This is a genomic window from Enterococcus rotai (genome assembly GCF_001465345.1).
GTDB lineage: Bacteria > Bacillota > Bacilli > Lactobacillales > Enterococcaceae > Enterococcus_L > Enterococcus_L rotai.
The window spans coordinates 860,852-876,983 of the sequence record NZ_CP013655.1 but is presented as its reverse complement, the minus strand read 5'-3'; the positions used below and the strand labels follow the sequence as shown (position 1 = coordinate 876,983).

Here is a 16,132-nt window from a genome sequence, read left to right as displayed (position 1 = left end):
ATTGTTGTTAAAACGTTACCGTTTTGTGGGCAAATATCTAAGCATTAACCTGTTATTATAATTTCTACACCTAATACTGTTTGAACTATTTACAAATTATTCGATTCAATCCCGTAATCTTCCGCTATTTTCTTTAAACTAAACCCGCGACCAAAAACTTCACTGGCATTCATCGATACCACAAAGGCTTCTTCGTCAATAGCTAAGACACTTTCTTTAATTCTAGAGAAATCTTTTTCGCTTACGACAGTCATCATTAACATACTTGGATTTTTTTGGTACCCACCTTCGATGGGGATCATTGTCAATCCTTTGTCCATATCGACCAAAATTTTCTCTTTGATTTCCGCATATTTTGGTGAGATGATCATCACATTTTTCGAACGAACAAAACCAACTTGTACCATATCTACCACACGTCCAATAAGGTATAAGCAAATCAGAGAAAATAGGACGGTATCTGTATTAAAAACAAATAGTGCCGATAAAATCACGATGCCATCAACAAACAAAATCGAAACACCTAATGAAATTTTAAAATACTTATTAACGATTTGTGAAATGATTGCAGTTCCCCCAGTTGAGGCATTTCCACGAAATTCTAAACCTAAACCGATACCAGTCAAAATACCGCCAAAAATCGTCGCCAGAAAGATATTATGAGTCAATACCGGTAAATGAGTTGTGATTCCGACAAAGAAAGGGTAAATCAAACTACCGTAAATCGTTTTGATCCCAACCTCTTTTCCAAGTAATAAAAAGCAAAGAACTAATAATGGCAAATTGATTGCATATAAAACGATGGCTGGATTAAGACCAAAAAGATAGTTGATGACAACACTAATTCCGTTGGCACCACCTGCGACGATTTTATTCGGTAATAATACTGAATTGATTGAGATTGCTAAAATAAGTGAACCAATCGTCACATATAACGTATCTTGAATTTGTTGTTTTGTAAATTTCATTTCTATTTACTTCCTCCGTTTCTAAAAATGGTGAGATGTCATTACTGAATGATAAATAAATGCACAAAATAATATCCCTTAGTCATACTATCATGAAAGGCTAACAGATATCATGAGATATTTTTAATTTTTTATTCGCTGAGTATGGTAAAATTATAGAGAATAGAAAAACAGAACCTATTTAATCAAATAAAGGTTAAAAAACGTTTGTCCCATAAATGTTCATGGTGCTGGATAATGGTTTGTGCACCTAAAAGATCGTTATTCAAGGTGGTACTTAGACCTCGTTTCATGAAACAAGTATATCCTAAACCGTGTGCCATACGGATCGTTGTATCAACGCAATATTCTGTTTGGGCGCCACAAAATTCAAGTTCAGAGACGGATAAGGAATCTAACAGCTCTTTTAGATTTGTTTGGTAAAAAGAGTTGGCATGTGTTTTTCTAACATAGAAGTCTTCCGTTTGAGCATCTAGTTGCGTAAATAATTGCCAATCCTGACTGCCAGCTACTAGTTCAGCATCCTCATGCTGAATAAATACAATCGGTAGGTGATTAGTTCGATAATCTGCAATACGCTGGTTTACACCAGAGAGTACGTCAGTTAGCCGGAACAAGCCCGTTCCAACAGTTTCTAGACCATTTTGAAGATCGATAACAATCAAGGCTTTATTAGGATGCATAATGTTCTCCTCTGAGTTGACTTATTTTTCTTTAGTATACAATGAAGTTGTATGGCTGAAAAGGATATGAGGGAATAATGGAGTATGGACAGGTCGAGATATTTTTACCCAATTAAGGAAGTTTAGTTCCTTTTTGACAAAATTTAAGCTAAAATATTCTTTTTGCTGCCCTTTTTCTATATAATGGTGAGTAATGGAATAATAACGGGGAAGAAAGGCGACAGTATGAAATTTAAAGAGTTGTTACAACAAAAAAGTGTTCGTCCATATGTAATGGCCGCACGATTTGGCTTAGAAAAAGAAAGCCAGCGCACAACGTTTGATGGTCAATTAGCAACGACGGATCATCCAGAAGTGTTAGGGAATCGTTCCTACCATCCATATATTCAAACAGATTTTAGTGAGTCACAGATGGAATTGATTACACCTGTGGCAAATTCTATTCATGAAATGTTGCGTTATCTAGCTGCAATTCATGATGTAGCATTACGTTCGATGAATAAACATGAAATGCTTTGGCCGCTAAGTATGCCGCCAAAATTACCGCTAAAAGATGAAGATATAAAGATTGCCAAACTGGATCAGTTTGAAGGGATTCTTTATCGTCGTTATTTAGCAAGAGAATACGGCAAACGCAAGCAAATGGTTAGTGGTATCCATTTTAATTTTGAATATGATATCGAATTAGTTCAACTGCTTTTTTCAGAGCAATCAGAATACGAAACGATCGAAGAATTTAAAAATATTCTTTATATGAAAGTTTCACGTAATTATTTACGTTACCGCTGGCTGATCACGTACCTATTTGGTGCTTCGCCAGTTAGTGAAGCAGGCTATTTTACAGAACGAGAAGAGCGTCCAAAAGGGCCTGTAAGAAGCTTACGCAATAGTTCGTTTGGCTATAAAAATAATGAAGATGTCAAAGTATCGTATGAATCATTGCAACAATACATCAACGATATTCACCGAATGGTTGAAAATGGCATTTTATCTGAAGAAAAAGAATTTTATTCTGCTGTCAGATTACGTGGTGGTAAACAGATGGCTGATTTACCGAAAACAGGGATTCGCTATATCGAATTAAGGAATCTCGATTTAAATCCATTTGCTCCATTAGGTGTAGACGAAGAAACACTCGAATTCATTCACTTATTTATGCTGTATTTATTATGGACTGATGAAAAAGAAGCGCCGAATGATTGGGTAGCTACAGGGGATTTCTTGAATGAACAAGTGGCATTGGGGCATCCATTCGCTCAAGTAAAACTTTTGGCAGAAGGTGACCGTATTTTTGCTGAAATGGATGAAATGATCGAAGCGTTAGGACTGTTTAGAACGAAGAAATCATTAGAGATTCATCGAGCACAGCTAAGAACGCCTGATTTAACGATTGCTGGAAAAATGTGGACGATCATTGAAAGTAATTCTAATCATGAATTGGGGATTGTTTTTGGGAAAGAATACCAAGGTATGGCTTTTGAACGTCCTTATCAACTGGCCGGTTTTAGAAATATGGAGCTATCCACTCAACTATTTTTATTTGATATTATTCAAAAAGGTGTGGAAGTTGAACTATTAGATGAACAGGAACAATTTTTAAAACTTAAACACAAAGATCATATCGAATATGTTAAAAATGCGAATATGACCAGTAAAGATAGCTACATTGTACCATTGATCATGGAGAATAAAACGGTGACTAAAAAAGTCTTAGCCGAAGCTGGTTTCACAGTGCCAGCTGGAGATGAGTTTGATACGATCGAGAGAGCTGAACAAGCCTATATCAAATATTCAGAAAAAGCCTTTGTGATTAAACCCAAAACAACGAATTATGGTCTAGGGATCACGATTTTTAAAGAAGGAGCATCTCTAGCTGACTTTACAGAAGCGTTGAAGTTAGCATTCAAAGAGGATTCTGCTGTTTTGATCGAAGAGTTCTTGCCGGGAACAGAGTATCGTTTCTTTGTTTTAGATGACCAAGTGCGAGCGATCATGTTGCGTGTACCTGCTAATGTTGTAGGCGACGGAGTTCGTTCCGTTGAAGCATTGGTGGCGGAAAAAAATCTTGATCCATTGAGAGGAACCCATCATCGTTCACCATTAGAGTTGATTCAATTAGGGGATGTAGAACGCTTGATGTTAAAAGAGCAAAACCTATTAACGACCTCAGTTCCAGAAAAAGATCAAATCGTTTACCTAAGAGAAAATTCTAACGTCAGCACAGGCGGTGATTCGATCGATGTGACAGATGATTTTGACGAAAGTTACAAACAGATTGCGGTCGACGCCGTGAAAACATTAGGCGCAAAAATTTGCGGAATCGATTTGATTGTTCCAGACAAATCGATCACAGGAACTAAAAATAGCCGAACCTATGGGATTATAGAAGCTAATTTTAATCCGGCAATGCATATGCATGCGTATCCACATTCAGGTAAAGGACGCCATTTAACGATGGATGTACTCGAAATGCTTTATCCAGAAGTCTTTAGCTAATATGAAAAATGATGAGCCCCCTAAAGTTAGCATACACTAACTTAGGAGGGCTCATTATTTTGTCTGACACCTTTATTTTTTATTGAAAAAATAAATTGACAAATCGGTGATTGATTCCCACAATAAAAGGAAGAGGTTTAAAGCTGAAAAACTGGAGGATAAAATGAAAAAAATTTACATAGTAGAAGATGATAGACAAATTACGCAAACCGTTGCTACGTTTCTGAAAAAATGGTCCTTTGATGTTCAAGCAGCCACTGATTTCCAAAATGTAGTAGAAGCTATTTTACAGTATCAACCAGATTTAGTTCTGATGGATATTTCTTTGCCTTTATATAATGGGTTTCATTGGTGTAGTGAGCTAAGAAAACAGTCAGATGTACCGATTGTTTTCTTGTCCTCAGCGAATGATAATATGAATATTTTAATGGCGATGAATATGGGGGCAGATGATTTTATTGCCAAACCCTTCGATTTACAAATCCTAGTTGCAAAAATTCAAGCGATCTTACGCCGAAGTGAAATGTTACCGACGAATCATAGGTTAAACTATCAAGGATTTACGCTGGATTTAGAAGCATTTGAAGTGGTTTTGAAAGAACAAGCTGTGGCATTAACTATCAATGAATCAAAGATCTTAGGGATGCTTTTTCAACAACCAGAAAAATTGATTCCAAAAGAAAAAATCATGGAAAAACTATGGGAAAGCGAAGAATTTATCGATGCAAATACGTTGTCAGTCAATATGACTCGCCTGCGAAAAAAAGTAGCTGAGATTGGACTAGATAAACAAATCTATACAGAAAAAGGTAAGGGGTATCGTTTAGGAAAAGGAGTGTAGGGTGGATGAAGGTATTTTTTCGTTATTTACTAGATAAGCGTTTTGCGATCATAACCTATGTCGGAATCGTCGGATTGTTTGCTATGACCTTTTTTCTCTATGAGATTCCGTTTATTGTTTATTCAGACGCGATCCTTTTTTCAGGATTGTTGATTGTTGGCGTAATGAGTATTCAATTTAGTTTATATTTCAGAAAACACCGACAGTTGCAAGAAGGGATTCAAGCACCCAGATTATATCCTTCCCAGAAAAAGAATAGTCGTTCTTTAGTGGAAACAGAATATGAACAACTTCTGACTGGGCTAGAAAAAGAGTATCGAGCAGAAATTGGCAACCTTGAGGCAGCTAATCAGCAATTGATGGATTATTACAGTATGTGGAGTCATCAAATCAAAACGCCAATTGCTGTATTAAATTTAAAAATGCAAGAAAATGAATTAGACCAAGATATTTTGAAGCAAGAATTATTTAAAGTGGATCAGTATTTGAACATGATGCTGCAGTATTTACGAATGAACCATACAGAAACTGATTTTGTTTTTGAAGAAATCGATTTGGATCCGCTTATTAAAGAGACTGTAAAAAAATATGCGGTCTTTTTTATTCATAAAAATCTTTCGTTTTCATTGATACCGACAAATACAAAAATTATCAGTGATAAAAAATGGTTGCAGTTTGTCTTGGAACAAGTGATGTTTAATGCGATCAAATATACAAATCAAGGAGGGATTAAGGTGTATCTGGATAGCATAAACCAACTTGAATTGGTCATTGAAGATTCTGGTATAGGTATTTTGCCAGAAGATGCGAGTAGAGTATTTGAACGCGGCTATACAGGCTTTAATGGAAGAACGTATCAAAAAGCATCTGGTTTAGGATTATTTATGTGCAAAGAAATTTTGACTAAATTAGGCCATCAAATCGATCTTACCTCAGAAGTAGGGAGTGGCACGAAGGTCAAACTAAAACTCACTCAAATCGTTTTTGAACTCGAATAGTTGATAGTTTATATTTGATCCTTACCTCATTGTAAGGATGGCAGGCGAAGTGTAAGTGTTCTTTGGCTGCTTTTTTCTTTATAGTGAGTTTATAGATTTTTATAGACGGGAGCGAATGTAATGGCGATGTTAGAAGTCAATCATATTCAAAAAATTTACCAAACAAGGTTTAGTGGAAATCAAGTAACAGCCTTAAAAGATGTTTCTTTTCAAGTGGAAGAAGGGGAATATATCGCAATTATGGGAGAATCTGGTTCGGGTAAAAGTACATTATTGAATATTTTAGCAACCTTGGATATGCCGACGAATGGAACCGTGTTACTAAATGGAAAAAATATTACAGAGATACCAGAAGGGAAATTAGCTGCATTTCGCCGTGAGAACTTGGGTTTTGTATTCCAGGATTTTAATTTATTGGATAATTTTTCCGTTAAAGACAATATATTTTTACCATTAGTGTTATCTAAAATCGACATAGCTGAAATGACTAAGCGAATAATACCATTAGCTAAAACATTAGGGATCGACCAATTGCTGGAAAAATATCCATATGAGATTTCAGGCGGACAAAAACAACGAGTAGCTGCTGCGCGAGCACTCATCACAAGACCGCAATTAGTTTTGGCGGATGAACCGACGGGGGCTTTAGATTCAAGAAGTTCTGAAAATTTACTGCAATTATTTCAAGAAGTCAACCAACAAAACCAAACGATCATAATGGTTACTCATAGTGCGATTGCAGCTAGTCATGCGAATCGGATTTTATTCATTAAAGATGGACAAGTTTTTCATCAACTGTATAAAGGTCAAAAAACACACGATGAATTGTTGAGTGATATTTCAAAAACAATGACGACCTTGTTGACGAAAGGGGTCTAAAGTATGTTATATCTACGTTTGGCTTACAGTAACATCAAGAAAAATCACGCAGTGTATGTTCCCTTTTGTTTAGCAACGATCTTTACAGTGATTTTGAACATGGTCATGCAGATCATGAGTAATAATCAAGGTCTAGATACGCTAAAAGGAGCTTCCTCACTTAAAGTGATGTTTGGTTTAGGTGGTAAGATCATTATGATTTTTACCATTATTTTTACGTTTTATACCCACAGCTTTTTGATGAAGCGACGTAAAAAGGAACTAGGGCTATACAATATTTTAGGGATGGATAAGAAAAACTTAACTGTGATGATGTTGATTGAAAATCTGATGACATTATTCATTACGTTAACTGTCGGATTACTTTCAGGTGCAGTATTATCTAAACTAATGTTTCTCGTTTTGAAGCGTTTGACAGGTTTTGGAGATGGTTTTGTCTATGAATTTTCTGTAGCATCGTTAGGACAGGTTTCATTACTATTTTTAGGGATTTTTATGGGCACATTTTTATATGATACTTGGGAAGTCAGGAAGACGAAACCAATCGAGCTATTGGGACAAGCGAGTTCGGGAGAAAAAGAACCTAAGTCAAAATGGTTGTTTACTCTAATAGGAATTGTTTGTCTAAGTGCTGGGTATGGTATTTCATTAACAATCGATTCACCAGTAAAGGCCTTGACTCAATTTTTTATTGCCGTCATTTTGGTGATTATCGGGACATATAGTATTTTTATCGCAGGAAGCGTCACGCTGTTGAAACTGTTGAAAAAAAATAAACAATTCTACTATCGACCGAATAATTTCATCTCGATTTCCAGCATGATTTTTCGGATGAAACAAAATGGGGCTGGACTCGCAACGATTTCCATTTTATGTACGATGGCATTAGTAACAATCTCATCCACTGTTTGTTTGTATATCGGACAGGAAAAAATCATTCAAAGTAGAAATCCATTTGAAAATTCTGTAGAGGTTGCTTTGCCAATGGACGAAACGAAACAAACGATAAACGATGTAGTAAAAAATCAAGGGTCAGCAATTGAAGAAGTCAAGTATGCTAAGCTTTCAAGTCCTCTGATCACGTTGAAAGAAAATGACGATTCGTTTACCCAATTAAAAGAAGCCTTTTCAAATTATAGCAATATTGTTGGAATTCGCTTCATATCTTTAAGTGAGTATAATCGTATTGAAAGGGAAAAGCTGACTTTAGCAAATAATGAGGTTTATGTTTACCCTGTTTCTGGTGAGTATAAGGAAAAAAGAATCACTATTAGCAATCAAGTATTTGAAGTGAAAGATACACTTAAACAGTTTATATTTGCACCGAAAGAAGAAGATGCAGTTTTAGGCTCTTTGATTCTGGTGATTCCTGATAAAGTAGCGAGTACAACATTTTTCGAAGGAATAGCTGAGAACTTCAAAGAATCAGTCTTTCCGTTTACGCCAACCCCTGTTTCAATTGTCAGCTTTAAATTAGCAGGCTCTATGACTAAAAGAATGGAAATTGCAGAGGCGCTGCAGGAAAGATTTCAAGCGATCGCAGCCGTGAGCGGGAATGAAGAATTAGAGCGTTCGTTGACAGTAACTTCGATCGATAAAGATCGGGAAGAAATGCGGTTATTATATGGCGGCTTTTTCTTCTTAGGGATTATCTTTGGAATCAGCTTTTTAATGGCCACAACCTTGATCATTTACTACAAACAAGTTTCAGAAGGTAGTGACGATCGAGAACGGTTTATCATCATGCAAAAAGTTGGCCTAAGTCATAAAGAAGTGAAAAAAACGATTCAGCAACAAATTTTGCTAGTATTCTTTTTACCGATCATTGTTGCAGTGATCCATTTAAGTTTTGCTTTTCCGATCATAAGAAAATTAATGACATTGTTTGAACTGAACAATTCTTACTTATTGATTGTAACAACGATTATATGTGTGCTGATTTTTTCTTTGGCCTATTTTGTCATTTATTGGCGTACGTCAAAAGTGTATTATCAGTTAGTCGAAAGATAATAAAAAGAGAGATTTCGCCTGAAAAAGGACGAATCTCTCTTTTTATTTTGTCTGATGAAATAACTCTAATAGTCCAATTCCTTAATCAAAATGGTCTGCTTCGTCTCCTCAATAGCCAATCCAGTCTTCTCTTCCCACCATTGCTTCATCTCGCATTCATACGTTGTCGGAAACACTTCAACGACCTCTTTCATCGTCTTCCCTTGCAACCGAGCATATGGATAATTCAAAATCAAATTATACTTAAGTTCTGTCAACAAACTATAATACTGAAACATCATATAATTCAACGCTTCATTATCCTGTCCTAGCAACACTTTAGGCGATCGGTCCAACATAAAACCAAAGCTACGCATCATAAACGTAAAGGCATCCATATGATCCACTTCGATTTGTTCTACTTCACGCAACAATTTAATATGAGCATTTAATGCGTCAGCTAAATCTTGTTTCAATAAATCTGGGTTTACCATCATAGTTCCTCCTATTTAATGAAATAATTTATGCCAGAACCCTTTTTTAGGTTGTTCTGTTTTGGACAGTTCAGAGGTTTGTTTAGGATATTTTTGCTCAATATCGATTATTTCTTCATTTACAGCTTTAGTTGCCGTTAAAACTAACCCCAAAGCATCAGGTGTATTTTCAACAAAATCATTGACGACTGTAAATTTTGTTTGTCGCTCATTGATCAATTTAATATAAGCAGACTGTAAATCGATAGCCATTGCACCATTTAAAAGAACGGTAGCGTCGGGGTGTTGTGCTAGTTCTTTCAAAAAATTCGCTTTGTCTTCTGTCTTTTTCATCTGCTCAATTGTCATCGTGAGATAACATCTTTCACGGAAAGTGCCCATATACTTGCGCTGTTCATCGGGTTTCAGCAACGGGGTGCCATACATTGCATTGTCTAAATGTTTCTGTAAGTCATCTTGTGCCATTAATTATCTAACCTGCTTCCATATAGTCTTACTTCAAATTATAGCATAGATCAAGTCTGAAACGTTTGGAGAAGTTGAAACTCGGCTCTAATTGAGAAGGGATAAAAGCTAAAAAAGTATTGCTTTTATCACGAATTTCGCATAGACTAATAAGTAAGAATGAAAATCATTCTCAATTAGAAAGGCCGAACAAGCTCTTTTAGTGTTTGAGAATTTTATTCTAGCAAGTAGAAAAATGGAGCAAGTATATGAAAAAAATAGGCCTATTTGTTCTCTTACTCCTTTTGATTGTAGCATCGATTTTTGTTGGAGTGAAAGATATTTCTCTAACACAATTGTTTCAATGGGATTCACAGCAACAATTAGTATTGTTAACAACAAGGATACCTCGAACGATCAGTTTAGTGATCGCTGGAAGTACTATTAGTATTTCTGGATTGATCATGCAACATTTAACACAGAATAAATTTGTTTCACCTAGCACAGCAGGTACGATGGATAGTGCGCGATTAGGTATTTTGGTTGTGATGATCTTTTTCCCTAGTGCACCGTTATTATTTCGCTCATTCATCGCATTCTTGTTTGCTTTTGTTGGAACGTTGATTTTTATTTATTTAACACGGTTTCTACCTGCAAAAAATCAAGTGATGATTCCGTTGATTGGTGTGATGTTTGGTAATATCATTGGATCAGTGGCAACTTTTTTTGCGTATCAATTTCAGTTAGTTCAAAATATGTCTTCTTGGCTGCAGGGAAATTTTTCCACAGTGATGAAAGGCAATTATGAACTGCTTTATCTAACGATTCCTTTATTGATTATCACCTATCTTTTTGCTTATCGATTCACAGTAGTCGGTATGGGGGAAGATATGGCAACCAATTTGGGATTGAATTATCAGCGTATCCAATTATTTGGCTTAGGCATCGTAGCACTATCTAGCGCTGTGGTTTTGATTATGGTAGGAAATATCCCCTTTTTAGGTGTGATCGTTCCCAACTTGGTATCGATGCGTTATGGAGATCATATGAAGAACACATTGGCAATTACGGCGGTCGGAGGCAGTATCTTTTTACTGGCATGTGATGTTTTGGCTCGAGTTGTGATAGCGCCTTATGAAGTGCCTGTCAGTGTTGTAGTCGGTGTGCTAGGCAGCTTTATCTTTATCGCATTACTGATGAGGAGGAAAACAGCATGAAGAAATTCTTCCAGTCATCAGCGGTAAAAGTTATTTTATTGTTGATCGCCGTGATTGCGGTTTGTGCTTTATACCTGTCGTATAAAACGTATGGGAATTGGGCCTTTGCCTTAGAGCTTAGAGGAAAAAAATTATTAGCATTTGTTTTTGTCGGGATTGCAGCAACATTTTCGACGATCAGTTTTCAGACTATGACACAAAATCACTTTTTAACGCCAAATATTTTAGGACTGGATTCACTATATGTTTTTATCCAGACCTTACTGTTTTTCTTTTTAGGTGGACAGCAGTTGTTAGGTAATGAAACGATCGCCACATTTTTATTGAATGTTTTGTTAATGGTGAGTGCTAGCATTATGTTATCTCATTTTTTGTTGAAAAAAGGTGGGAATGATCTATTTCTATTATTGATGATCGGGATTATTTTAGGGACTTTTTTCAATAGTATTAGTACTTTCTTACAAGTTGTAATGGATCCAAATGAGTATGATCTGTTGCAAGGAAAATTATTTGCTAGTTTTGGAAATGTGAATAGTCAGCATTTGTTGATAGCTGGGATTTTAATTACGTTTTTAGTTGGTTTTTTGTGGTTGAAAAGTCATGCGCTAGATGTTCTGCATCTAGGGAACGAACAAGCGACGAGTTTAGGAATTAATGTTCCGAGATTTCAGTTTGTACTCTTAACGGTAATCAGTGCTTTGATTGGATTATCCACAGCATTAGTCGGGCCAGTCACGTTTCTTGGGTTCATTGTCGCCAATATGAGTTATCAATTGATGGGAACTTATAAGCATCGTGAGTTATTTTTAGGTGGAAGTTTGTTGTCCATTCTACTGCTTGTATTTGGTCAATTTCTTGTAGAACAAGTTTTTCAGCTGAATACAACATTAAGTATTGTGATTGAATTTGGCGGTGGTGTCTATTTTGTTGGAAAAATCATTAGTGAAAGGAAGCAGCGCAGATGATTGAAATCAAAAATGTATCAAAACGATATGGTGAAAAGATTGTTGTTTCAGAAGTTCAATTGCCCATTACGGAGCAAAAATTGACTGCTTTTATTGGTCCGAATGGGGCAGGGAAAAGTACGCTGCTTTCAATGATGAGTCGCTTGATCCCTAAAGATACTGGTGAAATTTATTTAGATCACAACGAAGTGAAAACTTGGAAACAAAGTGAATTATCTAAAAAACTATCGATTTTAAAGCAAACAAACGGCATCAATCTAAAAATTACAGTTAGAGAGTTAGTCAATTTTGGCCGTTTTCCTTATAGTAAAGGTCGTTTAAAGAAAGAAGATCATGAAAAAGTCGAAGAAGCAATGGAAAACCTTGGGCTATTAAATCTTGCCGATGAATTGATCGATACATTATCAGGTGGCCAATTACAAAGAGTATATATTGCCATGGTTTTGGCGCAGGATACAGATTATATTTTACTGGATGAGCCATTAAATAATTTGGATATGAACTTTGCGGTTCAAATGATGCAGACGTTACGGCGCTTGGTAGATGAATTTGGAAAAACAGTCATTATCGTCCTTCACGATATCAATTTTGCAGCGAGCTATGCTGATGAGATCGTAGCAATGAAAGACGGTCGACTATTTACCCATGGTAGCACAGATGACATTATTCAATCCGAAGTTTTGAATAAACTTTATGATATGAACATCCGAATTTGTGAAATTGAAGGAAAAAGATTCTGTATGTATTTTAATTAGAAAAGCGTAACGCACTCGTTTAGCTCTGACAGAAAAATAGGGAATAATGATTGTGGCGATTTTTGCCACTAGCAGTATTCATCTTTTTTCCGAAGAGCTAGTAAGTGAAGCTAGATCACGAGAAAAGCGTAACACATTGGTTCAGCCTTTGAGCAGTATAATAATAATAATTTTAACAGAGTGTTTTTCTCTGTGAATTATTATTTGTTACTGCCGATAAGGCTAATGTGTGAAGCTAGATCATAAGAAAAGCGTAACGCACTCGTTTAGCTTTTGAGCAGTATAAAAAACATTAATTAAATTGGGGGAAATGAAATGAAAAAGAAATTCTTAGCAGTTGCAACAATCTCAATGATTGCCTTACTTACTTTAGGTGCATGTGGAAATAATGATAAAAAAACGACAAATGGCTCAGCATCAAAAGATTCTAGTAAAGAAGCAACAACAATCACAGTAAAAGATTCAAATGGTTCTGTTGAAGTTCCTAAAAATCCTAAAAAAGTTGTTGTTTTTGATAACGGCTCATTGGATACGATGGATGCCTTAGGTGTCGGGGATACAGTTGTCGGTGCGCCAACAAAGAACCTACCAGCCTATTTAGCTGATTATAAAAAAGTAGAATCTGCAGGCGGGATCAAAGAACCAGATCTAGAAAAAATCAATCAATTAAAACCAGACATGATCATTATTTCTGGACGTCAACAAGATTTTCAAGATAAACTAAGTAAAATTGCACCAACAATTTATTTATCAGTAGATGCCAAAGATACATGGAACTCTACAAAGAAAAATATTGAAACCTTAGCTGAAATCTTCGACAAAAAAGATGAAGCAAAAACAAAAATTGCAGATTTAGAAAAAGAAATTACAGATGTTAAAGAAAAAGCACAAGCTAGCGATGAAAAAGCATTAGTTGTTTTGGTAAATGAAGGCCAACTTTCAGCATATGGTACAGGGTCTCGTTTTGGCATCGTTCATGATACCTTTGGGTTCAAACAAGCAGATGATGCTATCGAAGCTTCTACGCATGGTCAAAGTGTTTCATATGAATATGTGTTAGAAAAGAATCCAGACATCTTATTTGTAGTTGATCGTACGAAGGCAATCGGCGGGGATGATACGAATGATAATGTTGAAAATAACGAATTAGTTAAGCAAACAAATGCAGGTAAAAACGGTAAAGTGATTACTTTACAGCCTGATGTTTGGTACTTGAGTGGTGGCGGTTTAGAGTCTACTCATTTGATGATTGAAGATGTGCAAAAAGCGTTGAAGTAAAACTTGAATCAGTGATAAAAGAGAGTATAAGTCAGCGTGGCTGAGTTATACTCTCTTTTTATATACTATTTAAGTTGATTATAAACTAAATTCATCTTCACGTTTTTTCTTAGTGAAGTAAACTGCTGCAATGATAGTCAAGCCAAGTGAAGCAACGAAAGAACTTGTTTCAGTTTCGCCTGTTTCAGGTAAAGTTTTATGTTCTTTTTTTACAAGATCTGTTTTGATTGGTGCTGGTAATAGAGATGGTATTGTTGTTTTTTGGATTCCTGGTGTTGGAGCTGTCGGTGCAGTAGGAATCGTAGGAACATCTACAATTTTTCTATAAGTAGCAACAAAGCTTTGATCTTCCAATCCATATGTTCCTTCAAAGGTCATAGAAGGGTTTGCTGAATAGGCTGCTTGAGAAATACCAAGATATTCATAACCAGGTACTTCAGGTGCTGTAATAGTGAAGGCATCTTCAAATTTACCAACTTCGGATACAACATTTCCTAGTGGTACGCCATTCTCATCTACACAAACGACACTAACGGTTGTTTGAACACGATCATAGCGATAAATAACTTCTTGTTCAGTGTCTGTAAACTCGCCAACACTATTAGCTGGTGTATTTACTAAGATATAACCAGGGATATTTCTTGGTTCAGTTGTGTAAGACTCACCAATGAAACCGCCTAGAATTGTGATAGCCTGAGTTAACTCAAGACCGCGATCATCAATATGAGCAACATAAACGTTTCCACCAACGATACCAGCAAGTTTCTTAACAGTTACAGAAACAATCTGATTGGTATCTGGGAAAGTTAATTGTAGACCTAAATTGCCAGCAGCATCCGCAATAGGAATTGCCATTCCATTTGAAGTAGAAACAAACGTATAAGCTCCTGGTGTTAAATCTAGGGACACATTTTGAGTTGTACCTGCTTCACCTGTAAAAGAAAGTGTATGAATCGGGCCAGCGTCTTGATCAACGATGTTAACGATCACTGTAACGTTTGTATCAGCTTTTTCTTTTTTAGGTGTTTCTGTTTTTTCAGCTTCTTTTTCAGCCTCTGGTGTAGCTTCAGGTTTCGCTTCTTCTTTTGGTGTTTCTTGTTCCGGTTTGCTTTCAGGTTTCGTTTCTTCCTGAGGCACTTCCTTTTCAGCTTCAGGCTGTGTTTCAACGTCAACCTCTTTTTCAGCTTCAGGCTGTTTCTCTTCAGGAACAACCTCTTGTTGCTCAACTGGTGCAGATTGTGTATCTTCTGCGAACGCAAGTTGGGCATTCAACAATGTTGGTGCTAGTAGCGTAACCAAAGCTAGGCTAGCAAATTTTTTGTTTGTTTTCATTTTTACCGCTTCCTCCTTTTAGTATTAAAATATTTTAATACTATTTAAATTATATCATTTACAAGATAAACGAATTTATCAAAAAAACGATATTTTTTGTAAGAAATAGAGAATGAAGTAAAGCGTGTTTTTTAAAATGTATAATAAAATTCACTATCTTACTTAATTTAAAATAACGTTTACAGATCATGATATAATGGGAAATGTAGAACGGTTAAGGGAAATAAAATGTTTAGAAGTTTATTGACGTTCACTATTTTACTATGCTACAATCTTTGTAATACATTATCTATTAAAATTAAATGTGAAGATGAGGAAAGTATTTTCCAGATAACTTAAAGAGAGTCTCGGTAGGTGGAAAGAGGCAGTGAATATGGAAAAGAAAATGGCCTTTGAACAAATTGATCGAACACGTTGAGATCACTTCAGGTGCGCCTGTTATAGCGCCTCAGTATGTTTGTACTGATAGAGTGGGCTTATTATATAAGCTAATTGAAGGTGGTACCGCGAAAGTTTAGAACTCTCGTCCTTTACAGGATGAGAGTTTTTTGTTGTGAATCACTACGATTGGCTCCGCCAGAGTAGATGATGAACAATACTTGGCGACCAGAGGGAGAGAAGTAACCTAACTAGTGAATCACTACGCTGCGCTTCGATCGCATTGTTGTAAATCACGAAGAACGAAGTGATTCGATGATGCACAATACAAGGTATCGGAAAGCTACGTTGCTTCCTTTGTTTTCTAAGAGCTAAAGCTCTAAGAATTGAAGGACTACGATTGGCTCCGCCAGAG

14 protein-coding genes and 1 other annotated feature are annotated in these 16,132 nt (G+C 36.1%); of the genes, 9 read left to right on the top strand and 5 right to left on the bottom strand.

Annotated elements, in window-relative coordinates; all coding sequences use genetic code 11:
• Window positions 1-89 precede the first annotated feature (89 nt).
• On the bottom strand, window positions 90-968 hold the full coding sequence (locus ATZ35_RS04180) for a YitT family protein (protein WP_425250080.1): 879 nt from the start codon (window positions 966-968) through the stop codon (window positions 90-92).
• Between the two features lie 185 nt (window positions 969-1,153).
• On the bottom strand, window positions 1,154-1,651 hold the full coding sequence (locus tag ATZ35_RS04175; protein WP_208929630.1) for a cysteine hydrolase family protein: 498 nt from the start codon (window positions 1,649-1,651) through the stop codon (window positions 1,154-1,156).
• 225 nt (window positions 1,652-1,876) lie between these two features.
• Here ATZ35_RS04175 and gshAB point away from each other — a divergent pair, with 225 nt between their 5' ends.
• From gshAB to ATZ35_RS04150, 5 genes are all read left to right on the top strand, one after another.
• Window positions 1,877-4,147, top strand: a complete 2,271-nt coding sequence (gene gshAB, locus ATZ35_RS04170) for a bifunctional glutamate--cysteine ligase/glutathione synthetase (protein WP_208929629.1) — start codon at window positions 1,877-1,879, stop codon at window positions 4,145-4,147.
• Window positions 4,148-4,310: 163 nt separating this feature from the next.
• Window positions 4,311-4,988 carry a response regulator transcription factor gene (locus ATZ35_RS04165; protein WP_208929628.1) on the top strand — a complete coding sequence of 226 codons (678 nt, stop codon included), beginning with the start codon at window positions 4,311-4,313 and terminating at the stop codon, window positions 4,986-4,988.
• Window positions 4,989-4,993: 5 nt separating this feature from the next.
• A complete protein-coding gene (locus ATZ35_RS04160; RefSeq protein WP_208929627.1) occupies window positions 4,994-5,986 on the top strand; it encodes a sensor histidine kinase in 993 nt (330 codons plus the stop codon).
• 120 nt (window positions 5,987-6,106) lie between these two features.
• Window positions 6,107-6,865 carry an ABC transporter ATP-binding protein gene (locus tag ATZ35_RS04155; RefSeq protein WP_208929626.1) on the top strand — a complete coding sequence of 253 codons (759 nt, stop codon included), beginning with the start codon at window positions 6,107-6,109 and terminating at the stop codon, window positions 6,863-6,865.
• Between the two features lie 3 nt (window positions 6,866-6,868).
• Window positions 6,869-8,875: an ABC transporter permease gene (locus tag ATZ35_RS04150; RefSeq protein WP_208929625.1), complete on the top strand. Its 2,007-nt coding sequence runs from the start codon at window positions 6,869-6,871 to the stop codon at window positions 8,873-8,875.
• A gap of 65 nt (window positions 8,876-8,940) precedes the next feature.
• Here ATZ35_RS04150 and ATZ35_RS04145 read toward each other — a convergent pair whose 3' ends face one another.
• Window positions 8,941-9,348 (bottom strand): hypothetical protein, encoded by a 408-nt coding sequence (locus ATZ35_RS04145; protein ID WP_208930422.1) that lies wholly within the window; start codon window positions 9,346-9,348, stop codon window positions 8,941-8,943.
• 15 nt (window positions 9,349-9,363) lie between these two features.
• Complete coding sequence (locus ATZ35_RS04140) at window positions 9,364-9,813, bottom strand: YueI family protein (RefSeq protein WP_208929624.1); 450 nt, start codon at window positions 9,811-9,813, stop codon at window positions 9,364-9,366.
• A gap of 248 nt (window positions 9,814-10,061) precedes the next feature.
• Between ATZ35_RS04140 and fitA the strand changes: the two genes are divergently transcribed.
• The 4 genes from fitA (at window position 10,062) to fitD (ending at window position 14,007) form a co-directional block, all read left to right on the top strand.
• Complete coding sequence (gene fitA, locus ATZ35_RS04135) at window positions 10,062-11,009, top strand: iron chelate ABC transporter permease FitA (protein ID WP_208929623.1); 948 nt, start codon at window positions 10,062-10,064, stop codon at window positions 11,007-11,009.
• Window positions 11,006-11,974 carry an iron chelate uptake ABC transporter family permease subunit FitB gene (gene fitB, locus ATZ35_RS04130; protein ID WP_208929622.1) on the top strand — a complete coding sequence of 323 codons (969 nt, stop codon included), beginning with the start codon at window positions 11,006-11,008 and terminating at the stop codon, window positions 11,972-11,974. Before fitA ends, fitB begins: the two co-directional genes overlap by 4 nt.
• Window positions 11,971-12,729: an iron chelate ABC transporter ATP-binding protein FitD gene (gene fitC, locus ATZ35_RS04125; RefSeq protein WP_208929621.1), complete on the top strand. Its 759-nt coding sequence runs from the start codon at window positions 11,971-11,973 to the stop codon at window positions 12,727-12,729. Before fitB ends, fitC begins: the two co-directional genes overlap by 4 nt.
• Before the next feature lie 315 nt (window positions 12,730-13,044).
• On the top strand, window positions 13,045-14,007 hold the full coding sequence (gene fitD, locus ATZ35_RS04120) for an iron chelate ABC transporter substrate-binding protein FitD (protein WP_208929620.1): 963 nt from the start codon (window positions 13,045-13,047) through the stop codon (window positions 14,005-14,007).
• Between the two features lie 78 nt (window positions 14,008-14,085).
• On the opposite strand, the gene ATZ35_RS04115 is transcribed toward fitD, so the two are convergent.
• Window positions 14,086-15,339 carry a MucBP domain-containing protein gene (locus ATZ35_RS04115; RefSeq protein ID WP_208929619.1) on the bottom strand — a complete coding sequence of 418 codons (1,254 nt, stop codon included), beginning with the start codon at window positions 15,337-15,339 and terminating at the stop codon, window positions 14,086-14,088.
• Window positions 15,340-15,637: 298 nt separating this feature from the next.
• Window positions 15,638-15,873: a binding site (T-box leader), on the top strand.
• Window positions 15,874-16,132: the final 259 nt, after the last annotated feature.